The 16,139-nt window shown below is 69.4% G+C and carries 14 protein-coding genes; 7 read left to right on the top strand and 7 right to left on the bottom strand.

Annotation, left to right across the window (positions count from 1 at the left end):
- Positions 1 to 7: 7 nt before the first annotated feature.
- The 6 genes from LHU95_RS08960 to LHU95_RS08935 all read right to left on the bottom strand — a co-directional run bounded on the left by LHU95_RS08960 (position 8) and on the right by LHU95_RS08935 (position 6,530).
- A complete protein-coding gene (locus LHU95_RS08960) occupies positions 8 to 895 on the bottom strand; it encodes an S-methyl-5'-thioadenosine phosphorylase (RefSeq protein WP_248711022.1) in 888 nt (295 codons plus the stop codon).
- Positions 896 to 978: 83 nt separating this feature from the next.
- Positions 979 to 1,770 carry an enoyl-CoA hydratase-related protein gene (locus LHU95_RS08955; protein WP_248711021.1) on the bottom strand — a complete coding sequence of 264 codons (792 nt, stop codon included), beginning with the start codon at positions 1,768 to 1,770 and terminating at the stop codon, positions 979 to 981.
- 163 nt (positions 1,771 to 1,933) lie between these two features.
- The gene (ispG, locus tag LHU95_RS08950) at positions 1,934 to 3,079 is read right to left on the bottom strand and encodes a flavodoxin-dependent (E)-4-hydroxy-3-methylbut-2-enyl-diphosphate synthase (protein WP_248711020.1); all 1,146 of its coding nucleotides are present in this window, start codon (positions 3,077 to 3,079) and stop codon (positions 1,934 to 1,936) included.
- 65 nt (positions 3,080 to 3,144) lie between these two features.
- Complete coding sequence (locus tag LHU95_RS08945; protein ID WP_248711019.1) at positions 3,145 to 4,191, bottom strand: helix-turn-helix domain-containing protein; 1,047 nt, start codon at positions 4,189 to 4,191, stop codon at positions 3,145 to 3,147.
- Between the two features lie 75 nt (positions 4,192 to 4,266).
- Positions 4,267 to 5,310, bottom strand: coding sequence for a nitronate monooxygenase (locus LHU95_RS08940; RefSeq protein ID WP_248711018.1), 1,044 nt, complete (start codon positions 5,308 to 5,310; stop codon positions 4,267 to 4,269).
- A complete protein-coding gene (locus LHU95_RS08935; RefSeq protein ID WP_248711017.1) occupies positions 5,310 to 6,530 on the bottom strand; it encodes an aspartate kinase in 1,221 nt (406 codons plus the stop codon). The genes LHU95_RS08940 and LHU95_RS08935 overlap by 1 nt, the downstream gene beginning before the upstream one ends.
- 84 nt (positions 6,531 to 6,614) lie before the next feature.
- Between LHU95_RS08935 and ubiG the strand changes: the two genes are divergently transcribed.
- From ubiG to LHU95_RS08905, 6 genes are all read left to right on the top strand, one after another.
- A complete protein-coding gene (gene ubiG, locus LHU95_RS08930; protein ID WP_248711016.1) occupies positions 6,615 to 7,328 on the top strand; it encodes a bifunctional 2-polyprenyl-6-hydroxyphenol methylase/3-demethylubiquinol 3-O-methyltransferase UbiG in 714 nt (237 codons plus the stop codon).
- 2 nt (positions 7,329 to 7,330) lie between these two features.
- Positions 7,331 to 8,107 carry a fumarylacetoacetate hydrolase family protein gene (locus tag LHU95_RS08925; protein WP_248711015.1) on the top strand — a complete coding sequence of 259 codons (777 nt, stop codon included), beginning with the start codon at positions 7,331 to 7,333 and terminating at the stop codon, positions 8,105 to 8,107.
- A gap of 134 nt (positions 8,108 to 8,241) precedes the next feature.
- The gene (locus LHU95_RS08920) at positions 8,242 to 8,445 is read left to right on the top strand and encodes a hypothetical protein (RefSeq protein WP_248711014.1); all 204 of its coding nucleotides are present in this window, start codon (positions 8,242 to 8,244) and stop codon (positions 8,443 to 8,445) included.
- Complete coding sequence (locus LHU95_RS08915) at positions 8,446 to 9,510, top strand: PHB depolymerase family esterase (RefSeq protein ID WP_248711013.1); 1,065 nt, start codon at positions 8,446 to 8,448, stop codon at positions 9,508 to 9,510.
- A gap of 72 nt (positions 9,511 to 9,582) precedes the next feature.
- Positions 9,583 to 10,488 carry a transglutaminase family protein gene (locus LHU95_RS08910; RefSeq protein ID WP_248711012.1) on the top strand — a complete coding sequence of 302 codons (906 nt, stop codon included), beginning with the start codon at positions 9,583 to 9,585 and terminating at the stop codon, positions 10,486 to 10,488.
- Positions 10,489 to 10,526: 38 nt separating this feature from the next.
- Positions 10,527 to 13,382: a PAS domain-containing protein gene (locus LHU95_RS08905; RefSeq protein ID WP_248711011.1), complete on the top strand. Its 2,856-nt coding sequence runs from the start codon at positions 10,527 to 10,529 to the stop codon at positions 13,380 to 13,382.
- A gap of 12 nt (positions 13,383 to 13,394) precedes the next feature.
- Here LHU95_RS08905 and LHU95_RS08900 read toward each other — a convergent pair whose 3' ends face one another.
- Positions 13,395 to 15,086, bottom strand: coding sequence for an AI-2E family transporter (locus LHU95_RS08900; RefSeq protein ID WP_248711010.1), 1,692 nt, complete (start codon positions 15,084 to 15,086; stop codon positions 13,395 to 13,397).
- An 83-nt stretch (positions 15,087 to 15,169) separates the two neighbouring features.
- On the opposite strand from LHU95_RS08900, the gene LHU95_RS08895 reads away from it, so the two are divergent.
- Complete coding sequence (locus LHU95_RS08895) at positions 15,170 to 16,072, top strand: YihY/virulence factor BrkB family protein (protein WP_248711009.1); 903 nt, start codon at positions 15,170 to 15,172, stop codon at positions 16,070 to 16,072.
- The last annotated feature ends 67 nt before the right edge of the window (positions 16,073 to 16,139 follow it).

Genomic DNA, 16,139 nt, shown 5'->3' with positions numbered 1-16,139 from the left:
CGCGGCGTCAGGCGGCGCGCAGCACCCGGCCGGCCACGGCGTCCAGCTTCGCCAGCATCGCCGGGTCGCGCTTCTCGGGTGCGGTGATCAGCGCGTGGTCCAGCGCGCGGTCGCAGCCGGCCGGGCACGGGCCACGCTCGCCGCCGATGCGCGGGATCAGCGCCTTGACCAGGGCCCGCGCCTTGTCGGCGTTGGAGAACAGCACCTTCACCACCTGGTCCACCGTGACGTGGTCGTGATCGGGGTGCCAGCAATCGAAATCCGTCACCATGGCGACGGAGGCGTAGCAAAGCTCCGCCTCACGGGCGAGCTTGGCCTCGGGCATATTGGTCATGCCGATCACGTCGCAGCCCCATTGCCGGTAGAGCAGGGATTCGGCCTTGGTGCTGAATTGCGGGCCTTCCATGACGAGGTAGGTGCCGCCGCGCGTCATTGGCAGGGCGAGTTCGGCGCCGGCGGCCTCGATCGCGTCCGACAGCCGCGGGCAGGTCGGGTGGGCGACGCTCACATGCGCGACGCAGCCCGGGCCGAAGAAGGATTTTTCCCGCGCGAAAGTGCGGTCAATGAATTGATCCACAATGACGAAATGGCCGGGCGGATATTCCGCCTTCAGCGAACCCACGGCGGACAGCGAAATGACATCCGTGACGCCGCTGCGCTTCAGTGCGTCAATATTCGCCCGGAAATTCAGCGCCGAGGGCGGGTTCGGGTGGCCGCGCCCATGGCGCGGCAGAAAGACGCAGCGGATGCCGGCCAGCGTGCCGAACAGAAGCTGGTCCGAAGCCTCGCCCCAGGGGGTCTCCACATGGCGCCACTCGCGATCTTCCAGCCCGTCAATGTCATAGAGGCCAGAGCCGCCAATGAGGCCGATGACGGGGGTCAGATTGCTGCTCATGCGGTGCTCCGGAGGGTTTCCCAGGGCGCGGGCCTGAGGTGGGCCGTGCTATAATCCGCCCCGCGGGGAACGCCAAGCGCGGCTCAACCGGGCGCCCAGCTGGGCTTGCGCTTCGCCCGGAACGCCGCGAGCCCCTCCTGCCCCTCGGCACCCGAACGCTGCATCCAGCTCTCATTCGCGAGTTGCCGCATCTGATGCTCATCCAGCGTCAGGCCATTGGATTCCAGCAGGCTCGCCTTGGTGGTCGCGATGGCGACGGGCGAGGAAAGCAATGTCGCCGCCAGGATTTCCTCCAGCCGCGCCTCGATCCGCTCGGGCGCATGGACCTCATGCACCAGGTTGATGCGCATCGCTTCCTCCGGGCCGAAACGCTCGCCCGTGATGGCGTAGCGGCGGGCGTGGCGCAGGCCCATGGCGTGGACCATGTGGGTGGAAATCGGGGTGGGGGCGACGCCGACGCGGACCTCGGTGATGCCGAAACTCGCAGCTGTCGTGGCCAGGGCGACATCCACGCAGCAGGCGATGCCGGTGCCACCACCGAAACAGGCGCCATGGATCACGGCGAAGCTGGGCTTGGAGAACTCATTGAGGCGCTGCATGGCGCGCGTCGTCAGCATGCTGGAGGCGAAGGCCTGCTCGGGCGGCGCGGCGGCGGCCTCGCTCAGCCAATGGATATCGGCGCCGGCCTGAAAATGCTTGCCGGCCCCGCGAATCACCAGCGCGCGGACGGAAGGGTCGCGCTCAAGCTGGCCCAGCCCCTCGATCAGCGCCGTCAGCATCGCGCCATTATAGGCATTGCCGAGGGCGGGGCGGTTCAGGGTGGCGGTGGCGATCCCGCGCGCATCCATGCTGAGCAGGACAGGTTGTTCGGTCATGCGCTGTCCTTTGCCGGCGTGATGGCTTGGTGTGCCATGTGCGATTCTCCCCGCGGCGGGCCAGAACCTGGCGGCGCGCGCTGTCCCTCTATAGCGGAATCGCAACGAAACGGGAGATGGCCCCTTTTACGGGGCGCAGGGCGCGATGCCGTCGGGCGGTGGGCTATTCGGCCGCGAGCTTCGCCGCCGCTTCCGCCGCCTTCTGCGCATCCGCCTCCGCCTGGAGGATCGCGGCCCGCGCTTCCACCAGCCCCACCAGATGCTCCACCATCGCCTCGGTATCGGTGGTGTGGTCCTGCTTGCCGGCCGAATAGACCATGTGCCGGCTGGCCCCGCCGCCGGTCAGGCCGATATCGGTCATCAGCGCCTCGCCAGGCCCGTTCACCACGCAGCCGATGATGGACAGGCTGACGGGCTGGACGATATGCGCCAGGCGCTCCTCCAGCTTTTCCACCGTGCGGATCACGTCAAAACCCTGCCGCGCGCAGGAGGGGCAGGAGATGATCTTCACGCCGCGATGCCGCAGATGCAGCGATTTCAGGATATCCCAGGCGACGGAGACTTCCTCCTCCGGCTCGGCACTCAGCGAGACCCGCATGGTATCGCCAATGCCGGCCCAAAGCAGCGAACCCAGCCCGACCGAGGACTTTACCGTGCCGGTGCGCTTGCCGCCCGCCTCGGTGATGCCGATGTGCAAGGGGTGGTCACAGGCATCGGCCAGTTGCTGATAGGCCGCGACGGCGAGGAAGACGTCGCTTGCCTTCACGCTGATCTTGAACTCGTGGAAGTCGTTCTGCAGCAGGTGGTCCGCATGCCACAGCGCGCTTTCCACCAGCGCCTCCGGGTTCGGCTCGCCATACTTCTCCAGCAGGTGCTTCTCCAGCGAGCCGGCATTCACGCCGATGCGGATGGAGCAGCCATGGTCCCGCGCCGCCTTGATGACTTCCTTGACCCGCTCGGCCGAGCCGATATTGCCGGGATTGATCCGCAGGCAGGCGGCACCGGCCTGCGCGGCCTCGATCGCGCGGCGATAGTGGAAGTGGATATCGGCCACGATGGGCACATTCACTTCGCGCACGATCTCGGCCAGGGCTGCCGTGCTTTCCTCATCCGGGCAGGAGACGCGGACGATGTCCACGCCGGCCAGTTCGGATTTGCGGATCTGCGCGATGGTCGCCGCCGCATCCGAGGTCAGCGTGTTGGTCATGGTCTGCACGCTGATGGGCGCATCGCCCCCCACCAGAACCTTGCCGACGCGAATCTGGCGCGATTTGCGGCGCGCGATGTGCTGATAGGGCCGGTAGCTCATGCATTCCCTCGGAAATGGCGTTCTGGGCGCAATATAGGCGCGCCGGCAGGCATTGCCAAAGCCGCCTATTGCGGCGGGCGTTGTGGCGCGGGCGTCACGGGGGGATTGAGCCGGGCCGGCGCGGGCGGCTGGGCTGCCGGCGCCGGCGGCGCGGCCGCGCCACCTGCCGGCGGGGTTGCGGCCCTGGGTGCGGCCGGCTGGCCGGCGGTCCCGCGTGGCTGGCGCAGTTGCTCGATCACCAGGGGAACATCCCGCCGCACGCCTGGCGTATTGCCGAAACTGGGCGAAGGCTGGCCATCCACCAGAACCTCCAGCAGCGCGGCATTGCCCACCGAGAGCAGCAGCCCTTCCCGGTTGGGCAAGGCCACGCTCTCACCGGCGCGGAGGTTGCGGGAGAACAGCATCTGGTTGCTGCGCGGATCACGCACCTGGGTCCAGATCTCGGACTTGGCCCGCACGGTGATGCGCGATTGATCGGCGGGCGGGGCCGCGGGGGCCGGGGGCGCCACGGGCGGGGGCACCTGCACGGGCACTGCCACGGGCACCGGCAAGGCCGGGACACCCAAGGCAGGGGGCGGGGTGGCTGCAACGCCAGGCGCCGGGGCCGGTGCCGGTCCCGGGGCTGCGGGCCGCAGCGCCTCGCCCGTGCGGGCGGCGGGCTCCAGGCGCGCAGGCACGGCCGGCACCGCATCCACACTGCGATTGCCGCTGCCTGCCCAGTTGTACCAGCCGACATAGGCGCCCACCGCGATCACGGCGCCCAGCAGCACCACGACGCCCGCCGGGAAACCACGCTCAGGTACGGGCTCGGGGAAAACCAGGTCGGTCTTGCGCGGGCCGGTGGCCACGGCATCCCGCAGGCGGCGGACCATGTCAGAGGGATCAAGCCCCAGGGCGCCGGCATAATTACGCACAAATCCAACAGCATAGGCCGGTGAAGGCAAGTCCTTCACCCGCCCCTCCTCCAGCGCCACGAGATAGACGCGGCGGATGCGCAATTGGGCTGCCACATCCTCGATCGAAAGACCGAGGGCGAGCCGCGCATCGCGCAGTTCTTCTCCAAGCCTGGCGGCATCCACGGGCTGGGCCTCCTGGGGGCGGAAGCGTTTCATGTCGTCGAACACGGAGCCATGGTTAATCCCTTCCGGCCTGGGCCGCAAAGCCCCCTTGGCCGAAGCCCAGAAACCTCATGCGAAGCCGTGCCTGGCCGCGATGGCCGCGGCGGCCTGGCCGATCAGTTCGGCCACGATCTCGGCCGCCGGCTGTTCGCGCGACACCATGCCGACCGACTGGCCCGCCATGAGCGAGCCCTGCTCCACATCGCCCTCGATCACCGCGCGGCGCAGCGCGCCGGCCCAGAAATGCTCGATATCGAGCTGCGCTTCATCCTTGGCCAATTCGCCGGCCTGGAAGCGCTTCAGCACGATGGCCTGGTGCTCCATGAAGCGCTTGGTGCCCTCATTTTGCAGGGCACGCACGGGGATCACCGGGAAGCGCTCGTCAATCTGCACGGTGGGCAGCGCGTCGCGCGCATTGCCGCGGATGAAGGCGCGCTTGAAGTTCGGATGCGCGATGCTTTCCGTCGCGCAGACGAAGCGCGTGCCAAGCTGAGCACCCGCCGCCCCCATCTCCAGGTAGGAGAGGATCGCCTCCCCCCGGCCGATGCCGCCCGCGACAAACACCGGCACCTCGGTGATGTGCGGCAGGATTTCCTGGGCCAGCACATTGAGGCTGACCGGGCCGATATGCCCCCCCGCCTCACTCCCCTCGATCACCAGCGCATCCGCGCCGGAGCGGATCAGCTTTTTGGCGAGCGCCAGGGCGGGCGCGAAGCAGATGATCTTCGCCCCCCCCTCCTTCGCCCGCTTGATGGCCGAGCCGGGCGGAATGCCGCCGGCGAAGACGATATGCGTGACCCCATGCGAAAGGCAGGTATCCACCAGCGCTTCAAGGCGCGGATGCATCGTGATCAGATTGACGCCGAATGGCTTGTCGGTGAGCGCCTTGGTGGCCGCGATCTCGGCATCCAGGTGGTGCGGCTCCATCGCGCCGCAGGCGATCACGCCAAAGGCCCCGGCATTGGACAGGGCCGCCACCAGGTTGCGCTCGCTCACCCAGGACATGGCCCCGCCCAGCAGGGCATAGCGCGCGCCGAAGAAGGCGGCGCCGCGCGCCATCAGGCGGTCCAGCTCGTCAAAGGCGGCCTTGGGCGGGCGGCTCACGGCGTCCATCAGGCGGCATCCAGCCCATAGGCCGTGTGCAGCGCGCGGACCGCGAGCTCGGTGTAGTCGGCCGCCACCAGGACGCTCACCTTGATCTCGCTGGTCGAGATCACCTGGATGTTGATGCCCTTCTCGGCCAGGGTCTTGAACATGGTAGCGGCCACGCCCGCATGGGTGCGCATGCCGATACCGACGACGCTGATCTTTGCCACGTCCGGATCCGCGATCAGCGCCTCGAAGCCCAGCTCGGCCTTGGCCTTTTCCAGGATGTCCCTCGCACGCGGCAGGTCGGAACGGCCGACCGTGAAGGTCATGTCTGTGCCGCCATCGGCGCCGATATTCTGGACGATCATGTCCACATTCACATTGGCGGCCGAGAGCGGGCCGAACACCCGCGCGGCGACACCCGGGCGGTCCGGCACGCGGCGCAGCGTAACCTTCGCCTCATCCCGGGAATAGGCAATGCCGGAAACAATCGGCTTCTCCATGATCTCGTCCTCATCCACGACCAGGGAGCCTGGCTTGTCTTCAAAACTGGAAAGCACCTGCACGCGAACCCGCGCCTTCATGGCAAGTTCGACGGAACGCGTCTGCAACACCTTGGCACCGACCGAGGCAAGCTCCAGCATTTCCTCATAGGAAATGCGATCGAGCTTGCGCGCCCGGGGCACGATGCGCGGATCGGTCGTGTAGATGCCGTCCACATCGGTGTAGATATCACAACGATCGGCCTTCAGCGCCGCGGCCAGCGCCACGGCCGAGAGGTCCGAGCCACCCCGCCCCAGCGTCGTCACCCGGTTGCGGCCGGGCTCGAGCCCCTGGAAGCCGGCGACGACGGGCACCTGGCCCTGCTCCATCCGGCGGATCAGCTCCTCGCCCTCGATCCGGTCCACCCGGGCCTTGCCATGGGCATCATCGGTCAGGATCGGCACCTGCCAGCCCTGCCAGGACCGCGCCTCGACGCCGATCGCCTGGAGCGCGATGGCAGTGAGGCCGATCGTCACCTGCTCGCCCGTGGCGACAACGACATCGTATTCCCGCGCATCATGCAGCGGCGAGAGATCCTGGCACCATTTGACGAGCTGGTTCGTCGTCCCCGACATGGCGGAGACGACGACAGCCACCTGGTGGCCGGCATCCACTTCACGCTTCACACGGGCCGCGACGTTGCGGATGCGGTCGAGATCAGCGACGGAAGTGCCGCCAAACTTCATGACAATACGGGACATGCGAGTTCCTGGCCGGCCCCCCAACCGGCTCTCCATCGGGGGGCAGGCCTTGCGGTGGACCTGAGGGCGCGTCAGATACCGTTCATGACGCGGATGGGCAACATGTCGGGCAGCGCTGAACCCCGGGAAGTCGCAAAGTTTGACGCCCTGGCGGGCGATTGGTGGAAGACCAGCGGCCCGATGGCCCCGCTGCACGCCATGAATCCGGCCCGCATGGGCTGGATCGCGGAGCGCCTCGGCCCGCTGGAGGGCTTGCGCATCCTGGATGTGGGGTGCGGGGCGGGCCTCGCCTCGGAATGGCTGGCCCGGCGTGGCGCCCTGGTCACCGGGCTGGATGCCGCGGGTGCGGCGCTGGATGCCGCGCGCGCCCATGCCGCGGCCTCGGGCCTCGTGGTGGATTACCGGGATGGCACGCCGGAAAGCCTCGCCGAGGGCGGGTTTGACGCCGTGCTGGCGCTGGAGGTGATCGAGCATGTGCCACCGGCCGAGCGCGCCGCCTTCTGCGCCGCCCTCGCCCGGCTGGCGCGGCCTGGCGGGCAGGTGTTTCTCTCCACGCTGAACCGCACGCGCCGCGCCTATCTGGTTGCCATTCTGGGCGCGGAACAGATCCTGCGCTGGCTGCCGCGTGGCACGCATGACTGGAAGCTGTTCGTCACCCCGGCCGAATTGGGCGGCCTGTTGCGCCAGGCAGGGCTGGCCGTGACCGATGCGGCCGGCATGGTGCCCAGCCTCACCTCGGGCTTCCGCATCGCGCGCGATACCGGCGTGAATTACCTCATGGCGGCGAAAAAGGTCTGAGCATGGTGACGCATTGGATTCGCTTCCGCACGGCCGCTGGCATGGAGGGCTTCGGCACCCTGGCCGATGCGGCCGTGACACCCTTCGAAGGCGACATGTTCGGCACGGCGACGCCGGCCGGCCCCGCTTTGCCATTGGGCGACGTCACCTTGCTGGCGCCGGTGCGGCCCAGGCATTTCATCGGGCTGTGGAACAATTTCCACGAATTGGCCGCCAAGCAGGGCAATGCCATTCCCGAAACACCGCTCTGGTTCCTCAAGGCGCCCGGCAGCATCATCGGGCCGGGCGAGGCGATCCGCCCGCCCGCCGGCTATGCCGGCAAGACGCTGTATGAGGGGGAGCTGGGCCTCGTCATCGGCCAGCGCATCGCCAATGCCGAGGAGAACGAGGCCGCGGCGGCGATCTTCGGCCTGACCTGCGTGAATGACGTAACGGCGCTGGACATCCTGACCGCCGATCCCTCCTTCCCCCAATGGGCCAGGGCCAAATCCCCCGACAGCTTCGGCCCCATCGGCCCCTGCATCGCAACCGGGCTGGACTGGCGTGAATTGCGCGTGCAGGTCGCCCTGAACGGGCGGATTCGCCAGGACTATCCCTGCGCGGACATGATCCTGCCGCCGGCACGCATCGTGGCACTCATCTCGCGCGAGGTGACATTGCAGCCGGGCGATGTGATCGCCTGCGGCACCTCCGTCGGCGCCTTGCCCATGCGGCCGGGCATGGAAGTAAGCGTCTCGATCCCGGGCATCGGCAGCCTGGTAAACAGCTTCTCGCCCTGACGGGAACGCCCTGACGGGGTGAGACGCGGCCGGCCATTCGCGGCGATTTACGGGACAGGCCAGGCGCATGCATGCAACGGGCGGTGCGGCGCCCCGTTCGGCATCTGTCGTTTGATCGAGAAAGTGCGCCCCCCATGCCGCGAGTGACCCGCAATCCCCTGATGAGCCTGTGGCTCAGTGCCGCCAACCGCGCCGCCAATACCGGCCGTGGCATGATGATGGCCGAAGCGAAGCGCCAGCAAACCGCCCTGACCACCGCCACCACCCAGGATGTGACCCGATTCTGGGCCCGCGCCTTGCGCAGTGTCTCCGTGCCACCGCCCAGGAAGGGGCGCTGATTGTCGCGTCGCTTCAAGCGCATCGCGCTGCCAAGGGCGCGGGCGGCCAGGCGGCTGGGGGCGATTGGCGTCGCCGCGCAGTTCGGCAAGGCGGCGGTTCGCCTGATGACGCTGGCCTGGCCTGCGGCGGCCAATCCGGCGGAGCCAGGTGGCGTGCGCGGCCGCGTCGCCGAGGTGAGGGATTTCGGCTCCAACCCCGGTGAGCTGCGCATGCTGGTGTATCAACCGCGCAAGCCTCCCGCCGCCGGCGCGCCGCTGATCCTGGTGCTGCATGGCTGCCGCCAGGATGGGGCCGCCTTTGCCACCCAGGCCGGCTGGCTGGCCCTTTCGGAGAGCCTGGGCATCCCGCTGGTCATGCCCGAGCAGGCCATCGCGAACAACCGCAGCCGGTGCTTCAACTGGTACCGGCCCGATGATGTCCGCCGTGGCCAGGGCGAGGGCATGTCCATCCGCCAAATGGTGCGCCATGCGATCCGCCGGTTCGGTTCATCGCCCCGCCGCGTCTTCATCGTGGGGCTTTCCGCCGGTGGCGCGATGGCGGCGGCCATGCTGGCGGCCTATCCGGCCGTCTTCGCCGGGGGGGCCGTGGTTGCGGGCATGCCGGTGGGCAGTGCCAGCACCTCGCCCATGGCGCTGCTGCGGATGCACCGCGCCGACCCGTTCCGCACGCGCCTCGGGCTCGTGGCCAGCGTGCGGGCCCGCACCGCGCCACGCGGCCAGCAGCCCTGGCCGAGGCTTTCCATCTGGCAGGGCGAGAAGGACCGCACGGTGGATCCGGAAAACGCCGAAATCCTCGCCACGCAATGGTCCGCGCTGCATGGCTGCCTGGAGGAGCCGACGAGCGACACGCAACCCGCCGAGGCCACCCGCCACCGGGTCTGGAGCCGGCGTGGCGCGGCGGCGGTTGAGCTCTGGACCATCGCCGGCATGGGCCATGGCTTTCCCATCGGCGCGGGCGCTGGCAGCGCCGGCCCCTGGGTTCTCGATGTCGGCGTTCCGGCGGCGCGGCATATCGCGGCCTTCTGGGGCCTGGATGGCAAAGCGGCCACGCAAGCCCCGGCGTGAGCCTGCCCCCCGCAACCGCATGCCGTGTGACGCGTTCACGACCGGCTTCAAGTCCCTGAAAAGGTGTGCCGCATGCCGCGTCTCCAGATCACCCACATGACGGAATACAGCTACCGTCGCCCGGTCGGCCTCATGCGCCACCGCCTGCAGCTGCGCCCACGGGACAGCCATGACCTGCGGCTGCACGCGGCGACGCTGGCGGTCGAACCGCAGCCCAGTGCCGTGACCTGGGCGCATGACCTGTTCGGCAATTCCATCTGCCTGCTGGATTGGCCGGCGGATGTGCGGACCACGCGGCTGCGCATCGTCTCCCGTCTCGATCTCACGCATTTTCCCTCGGGTAGCGCGCTGCCCTCCACCACGCTGGACCCCGCGGCGCGCAGCTATCCTTTCGCCTATGGGCCCGAGGAAATCGCCGATCTCGGCCGCCTGACCGAGCCGCAATACCCCGATGCGGGGGGTGAAGTGGGCCGCTGGGCAAGGCGCTTCAGCACGGGTGACGGGCCGGTGGCGACGCTGACCATGCTGGAGCGGATGACGCGCGCCGTGCAGGCGGAGCTCACCTACCTCCCGCGTGAGGCCGAAGGCACGCAATCACCGGCCGAGACCCTCGCGCTGGGCAGCGGCACCTGCCGGGATTTCGCGCTGCTGATGATGGAGGCCGCACGCAGCCTCGGCCTCGCGGCGCGGTTCGTCACCGGCTACCTCTATGACGACGCCGCCGGCAGCCACCAGGGCGGCGGTGCCACCCATGCCTGGTGCGCCATCTATCTGCCCGGCGCCGGCTGGGTGGAGTATGATCCGACCAACGGCCTGCTCGCGGGCAGCAACCTGATTCGCGTTGGCGTGTCACGCGCACCGGAGCAGGCCGTACCCGTCGGTGGGGGATTTCTGGGGGACCCGACCGACCCCCTGGCGCTTGAGGTGGACGTCATCGTCGAACGCGTGGCGGATGAGGTGATGGCGAAGGCGGCCTGAACCAGGGCGCCTGCCAGGCAGGGAGAGGATTGGGCGGGATGGCGTGGCTGCAACGGAAACTGGATGCCCTGCCGCTCGCTGTCTGGGCCTTCATCGGGCTCATCATCGCGCTGGTTCCGGCGGCCATCGTCCAGGTGGTGCTGGAGCGCGAGGCGCGGCTGGAGCGCACGCAGCAACTGGGGGAACAGGCGATGCGCTTCGTGCGCCTCGTCGGCCAGCAGCAGACCAGCGTGATCGAGGCGGCGCGCCAGGTGATGACCAGCATGGCCGCGCATGACGCGGTGCGGGCGCTGCGGCCCAGCGCCGAATGCGACGCCTTCCTCGCCCGCATCATCGCGGCCAATCCGCGCTACCTGGATGCCAGCGTGTTTGATCAGGCGGGCCAGTCGGTCTGCCTCGCGCATCCGGCCGCCGAAGCCATCAACGTCGCGGACCGGCCCTATTTCCAGCGCGCCCTGGCGGAAAACAACTTCCAGGTCGGCGGCTACGCCATCGGGCGTTCGACCGGCCAGCGGAGCCTGCATTTCGCGGCCCCCCTGCGCGATGATGCGGGCCATGCCCTGGGCGTGCTGCAAGTGGCGCTTTCCATCGACTGGCTGGTGGCGGAGCTGCAGGCCGCCCCGCTGCCGGCCGGCAGTTCCGCCACCATCGCCGACCGCGATGGCGTCATCCTGGCCCGCTCGGCCGATCCTGACCGCTTCGTGGGCCAGGCCATGCCGCCCTTCGCCATGGCTTTGTTGCGGGCGACGGGCCCCGGCATCCTGGATGCCCCGGCGCTGGACGGCATCCGCCGGATCGCCGCCTATCTGCCGCTCGGGCATGAGCCTCTGGGGCTGTTCGTCTCGGTCGGGCTGGATGCCAGCGCCTCCCTGGCGGCGGATCTCTATGCCGACCGGCGCGCGGCGCTGATGATCGTGGGCTCCCTGCTGCTGACCTTCGTCCTGGCCATCCTCGGCTTCCACGCCGCGGTGGAGCGCCCGGTGCACCGCCTGCTGGACACGGTGCGGAGCTGGGAGGCGCAGGATTGGCTGGCCCGCGTGGGCCACATCACCGGCGGGCGGGAATTCCACAAGCTGGGCGAGGCCTTCGACACCATGGCCGAGAGCGTCGCCTCGCGTGAGGCGGCTAGGTTGCAGGCGCAGACCCGCATGCAGGCGGTGGTGGCCGTGGCGCCCCAGATCGTCCTGACGGCCGACCGGCAAGGCCAGGTGGACTGGACCAACGAATACTGGCGGCAGATCACCGGCCTGGACATGGCGGAAAGCTGCGGCGATGGCTGGCTGGCGGCGGTCCACCCCGAAGATCGCGAGGGGGCGGCCCTGGCCTGGCGCGAGGCGCTGGCCAGCCTGCATGACGGCACAACCCCGCCCTTCTCGCGCGAGATGCGGATCTGCCAGGCGGCGAAGGAGGAATGGCGCTGGTTCCTGTTCACCGGCGCGCCGATCCGCGCCGCCTCGGGCGAGCCCATCGCCTGGACGGCGGTCGGTCTCGACTACCATGAACGCCGCCAGGCCGAGGCCGACCGGGAGGAGAGTTCGGCCCGGCTGCGCGCCACCTATGAAAGCGCGCCAGCCGGGCTTTGCCTGATGGACCGCGAGCTGCGCTTCGTCGCGATCAACGACATGCTGGCGGAAACCAACGGCCACCCCGCCGCCGCCCATATCGGCCGCACCATCTGGTCCATGGCGCCGCAGCTCGCGGCAAGGATGGCGCCCGCCATGCAGCAGGTGCTCGAGACCGGCCAGCCGGTCCAGGCGCTGGAGCTGAGTGGCCTGGTGCAGGGCGAGGAACGCTTCTGGCTGTGCAGCTATTTCCCCGTGGGCGGGGCCAGCGGCAGCATCACCGGCGTCAGCGGCGCCATCATCGACATCACCACCCGCAAGCGGATCGAGGCGTCGGAGCGCATGCTCTCGCGCGAGGTGGATCATCGTGCGCAGAACGTGCTGAGCGTGGTGCGCGGCTTGATCCGCCTTTCCGCGGCCGAGGCCGAGGATGACGTGCCGGCGCTGATCGCGGTGCTGGAGGGCCGGATCGCCGCACTGAGCCGGGTGCACAACGTCCTCGCCCGCGAGCGCTGGGTCAGCGCCGAGATGGAGCAGATCATCGTCCAGGAGTTGGCCTCCTTGCAGGGACAGGTCTCGCTCGAAGGCCCCTCGCTGCGGCTGACCGCCGAGGCCGCCCAGCCCTTTGCGATGGTCCTGCACGAGCTGGTCGCCAATTCGGTGAAATATGGCGCGCTCTCCCGGCCTGGCGGGAAGCTGGCGCTGCGCTGGCGGATCAGCGGGCAGGAGGTGTTGCTGGACTGGATCGAGCAGGGCGGCCCCGAAATCCAGGGCGTTCCCGCGCGGGTGGGCCTGGGTTCCCTGCTGATCGACGCGAATATGGGCGCGCAACTCGCGGGCCGTCTGGAGCGGCATTGGCTGCCCGAGGGGCTGCATTGCGTGCTGATAATCGGCGGCGTGGCCTTTGCCGGGGGCGTTCCCATGGAGCGGGCCGAGGGCCAGGCCGGACTGTCCGGCCGCCGCGTGCTGATCGCCGATGACCAGCCGGACCGCTCGGCCGCGATGGCCGCAGCACTGCGCCAGGCCGGCTGCGAACTGGTCGGCCCCGCCGCCTCGCTCGATGCAGCACTGGCCGTGCTGGAAGCCGCGGGCACGGTGGATGCGGCGCTGCTGCCCGCCACCTTGCAGGGTGTCTCGGTGCAGCTTCTGCGCCAGGCGCTGGCACGGCGGGCGGTGGTCACGCTGCATCTGGCGAGCCGGGGGGATCTCAGCATCGCGCCCGCGCCGCTGGATGCCCTGCCGGAGCCCTTCACCCCATCCGGGCTGAGCCAAGCCCTGACGGCGGCGCTGGATCGCCACCGGCGCCAGGCGGCGACGCCGGCCGCCGAGTAAGGCGCGCGGCGCTCAGCCCAGGCTTTCCGCCGCTTCCTCGATCTGCCGGTCCACTTCGGCGATCAGCGCCTGCAAACCCATCAGCGCGGGCAGCGGCAGCGCTTCGCGGGCAAGAGCATGCTCGGCTTCGGCGGTGGCCGCGAAGGTCATCATGTGGCCCGGCAGGCGGCGCCCATCGCGCAGGGCGCGGGCCAGGCGATGCCGCGGCGGCGTCGCTGCCGCCACCAGCAGGATGACGACGGGCGCGGGCGCCTTGTCCGGCGCGAGGGTCGCCGCGTGCCCCGCCTCCAGCAGGGCGGCCACGACCAGGGTGGCCGCGGCCCGGTCCAGGGCACCCGCGATGGGCAGGACCAGGATATCGGCTTCGCCATCCGGCTCATCCGCAAAGGGCTCCAGCACCCGGACCAATGCGCGCGAAGCACGGATGGCCAGGGCGGCGCCAAAGGATTCGCTCGGGCGGTCACTGCCGATCTGCGCGATGGCGGGCATGGCAAGTTGCTCCAGCGCGGGCTGCACGCCCAGCCGCGCGACAGCCGGCCCAAGCAGGGCGGCAGCGCCGCGCGCATCCTCGGCCAGGATGCGCTGGTAGAAGCGGGCCGGCAGCGGCAGCGGCTCGGCATCGCTCAGCATCACATCGAGGAAACCGAAGGCCGGCACGTGCCGGCCGATGATGACGAGGCAGGCCGTCATGGCCGGCGCCAGGATCAGCCCCACCGGCCCCCACAGCACCGCCCAGAAGGCCGAGGAAATCAGCAGCGCCAGCGGCGTCACCCCCATGCTGGCGCCATAGAGCCAGGGCTCCATCACATAGGTGATGACGACATCCACCACGGCGAAGAGGGCCAGCACGAGAATGACGGTCCACCACCCTTCCGTCGTGGCGAAGGCCAGCAGCAAGGGGAACAGCAAGGAGAGCGGGGCACCCAGGAACGGGATGAAACGCAGCCCGAAGCCCATGACCCCCCAGAGTGGCGCATTGGGCACGCCCAACGCCCAGAGGCCGAGGCCCATGGAGAAACCGAACAGCCCGTTCACCGCCACCTGCATGAGGAGGAACCGGCCGATGCGCGCCGTGGCCTCGGCCATCGCGCCCGTGGTGCGGTGCATCTCATGCAGCCCCGCGAGGCGCAGGAAGCGGTTCCGGACATCCTCCCGCCGCAGCAGGATGAAGGCCATCAGCAGCAGGGTGATCGCCAGCATCGCGACAGGCGCGATGATCACCATCGCGAGTTCGAGCAAGGTGCTCAGCGCACTGCGCTCCGCCCCCACGACCGAGACGGCCATGGCGGCGGGTGCGGCACCCGGCGCGGCCATCGCCGTGCCCAGGCGGCGGATCAGCAGCACGACGCCCTCCAGCGGGCCGGAGCCCTGGCTGATGCTCTGCAACTTGCCGCGCAGGACGGATTCATAGGCCGGCAATTCGGTGGCCAGCGCCAGGGCCTGGGTCAGCACAACCGATACCAGCCCGCCAAATACGCCCACCACGAGCAGCAGGACCAGCAGCACCGAGGGAACCCGCGGCAGGCCCAGCCGCTCCATCCAGCCCACCGCCGGCAGGGCCGCGATGGTGAGCAGCAGCGCCAGCGCCAGGGGGGCGAAGATCTCGCGCCCCACATAGAGCGCGATGATGACCCCCGCGATCAGCAGGAGGCGCGCGGCCCTGCCCTCCGACGGAGCGGTCTCTGGCGGGCGAAACGGGGCCATGGTGCATTCCTTGTTTGACAGGCTGCAACGCATCGGCCCGCTTTGCGTTGCGACAGTTGAAGCGGAAGAAGGATTTTTGCCGGATGACCCCACCCAGGGCCGCCAGCGCGCGGCGCGTTGCCAGGCGAGAGGCGCGCCTCCAGTCGGAGGCGGTTGCCCCTTTGGGCTTCTGGCAACAGGCCTGGTCGGTCGCCGCCTCGGATCAGATCTCGCTGGTCTCGGCCGGCTGCGCCTTCTACGCGATGCTGGCGCTGTTTCCCGCCCTTTCGCTCTGCATCACCTTCTACGGCATGTGGTTTGACCTGCGCACCATCGAGCCGCAGCTCGCCCTGCTCAATCGCCTGCTGCCCGAGGAAAGCTACGCGCTGATCGCCGTGCGCGTGCAGGAACTGGTGGCATCGCCCCGCCAGACGCCGGGACTGAGCACCTGGATCGGCGGGACGATCGGCCTCTGGAGCGCATCCTCCGGCATTCGCGGGCTGCTCGGCGCGCTCAATCTCGCGCATGGGCAGGCGGAGCATCGCAGCGTGCTGGCCTTCTATGGCACTGCGCTGATGATCACGCTGGGCGCCATCCTCGCCGTGACGATCGGGCTGGGCCTGCTGGTGGCGCTACCGACGCTGCTCACGCTGCTGGGCCTGCCGACGCGCGATGCCATCCTGGTGCGCGGCGCATCCTTCGCGCTGCTGCTGTGCTCGGTGGTGCTGGCGATTTCGACGCTCTATCGCTTCGGGCCGGCGCGGCGGCCGAAGCATTGGCGCATCCTCTCCACGGGTGCCGTGACGGCCACGCTGCTCTGGGCCATCGCGTCGCTGCTCTTCTCGCTCTATGTCGGGCATTTCTCCAGCTATGACGCCACTTATGGCGCGCTGGGCGCGGCTGTCGCGCTGCTCACCTGGCTTTATGTGAGCGTCTATCTGATCCTGCTCGGCGCGGAGCTGGATGCGGCCATCGCGCGCAACGAGGCGCGGCTGGACGAGGGCTGAAATCGGCCAGACCGGCGGCCAGGAAGGTGCCAGGGGCAGCGCCCCTTCCGGCCCGGATGATCCGCCC

The organism is Sediminicoccus sp. KRV36 (assembly GCF_023243115.1).
In the GTDB taxonomy this organism is placed as follows: Bacteria; Pseudomonadota; Alphaproteobacteria; order Acetobacterales; family Acetobacteraceae; genus Roseococcus.
Note: the sequence above shows the minus strand (reverse complement) of the source record. Positions and strands in the feature narration are given on the sequence as shown.

Bases quoted from the DNA above. Each gene is read 5' to 3' on its own strand.
- LHU95_RS08900 (WP_248711010.1), bottom strand. From the start codon at position 15,086: ATGGCCCCGTTTCGCCCGCCAGAGACCGCTCCGTCGGAGGGCAGGGCC.
- LHU95_RS08940 (WP_248711018.1), bottom strand. From the start codon at position 5,310: ATGGACGCCGTGAGCCGCCCGCCCAAGGCCGCCTTTGACGAGCTGGAC.
- LHU95_RS08910 (WP_248711012.1), top strand. From the start codon at position 9,583: ATGCCGCGTCTCCAGATCACCCACATGACGGAATACAGCTACCGTCGC.
- LHU95_RS08905 (WP_248711011.1), top strand. From the start codon at position 10,527: ATGGCGTGGCTGCAACGGAAACTGGATGCCCTGCCGCTCGCTGTCTGG.
- LHU95_RS08935 (WP_248711017.1), bottom strand. From the start codon at position 6,530: ATGTCCCGTATTGTCATGAAGTTTGGCGGCACTTCCGTCGCTGATCTC.
- LHU95_RS08955 (WP_248711021.1), bottom strand. From the start codon at position 1,770: ATGACCGAACAACCTGTCCTGCTCAGCATGGATGCGCGCGGGATCGCC.
- LHU95_RS08895 (WP_248711009.1), top strand. From the start codon at position 15,170: ATGACCCCACCCAGGGCCGCCAGCGCGCGGCGCGTTGCCAGGCGAGAG.
- LHU95_RS08960 (WP_248711022.1), bottom strand. From the start codon at position 895: ATGAGCAGCAATCTGACCCCCGTCATCGGCCTCATTGGCGGCTCTGGC.
- LHU95_RS08925 (WP_248711015.1), top strand. From the start codon at position 7,331: ATGGTGACGCATTGGATTCGCTTCCGCACGGCCGCTGGCATGGAGGGC.
- LHU95_RS08920 (WP_248711014.1), top strand. From the start codon at position 8,242: ATGCCGCGAGTGACCCGCAATCCCCTGATGAGCCTGTGGCTCAGTGCC.
- LHU95_RS08945 (WP_248711019.1), bottom strand. From the start codon at position 4,191: ATGAAACGCTTCCGCCCCCAGGAGGCCCAGCCCGTGGATGCCGCCAGG.
- ispG (WP_248711020.1), bottom strand. From the start codon at position 3,079: ATGAGCTACCGGCCCTATCAGCACATCGCGCGCCGCAAATCGCGCCAG.
- ubiG (WP_248711016.1), top strand. From the start codon at position 6,615: ATGACGCGGATGGGCAACATGTCGGGCAGCGCTGAACCCCGGGAAGTC.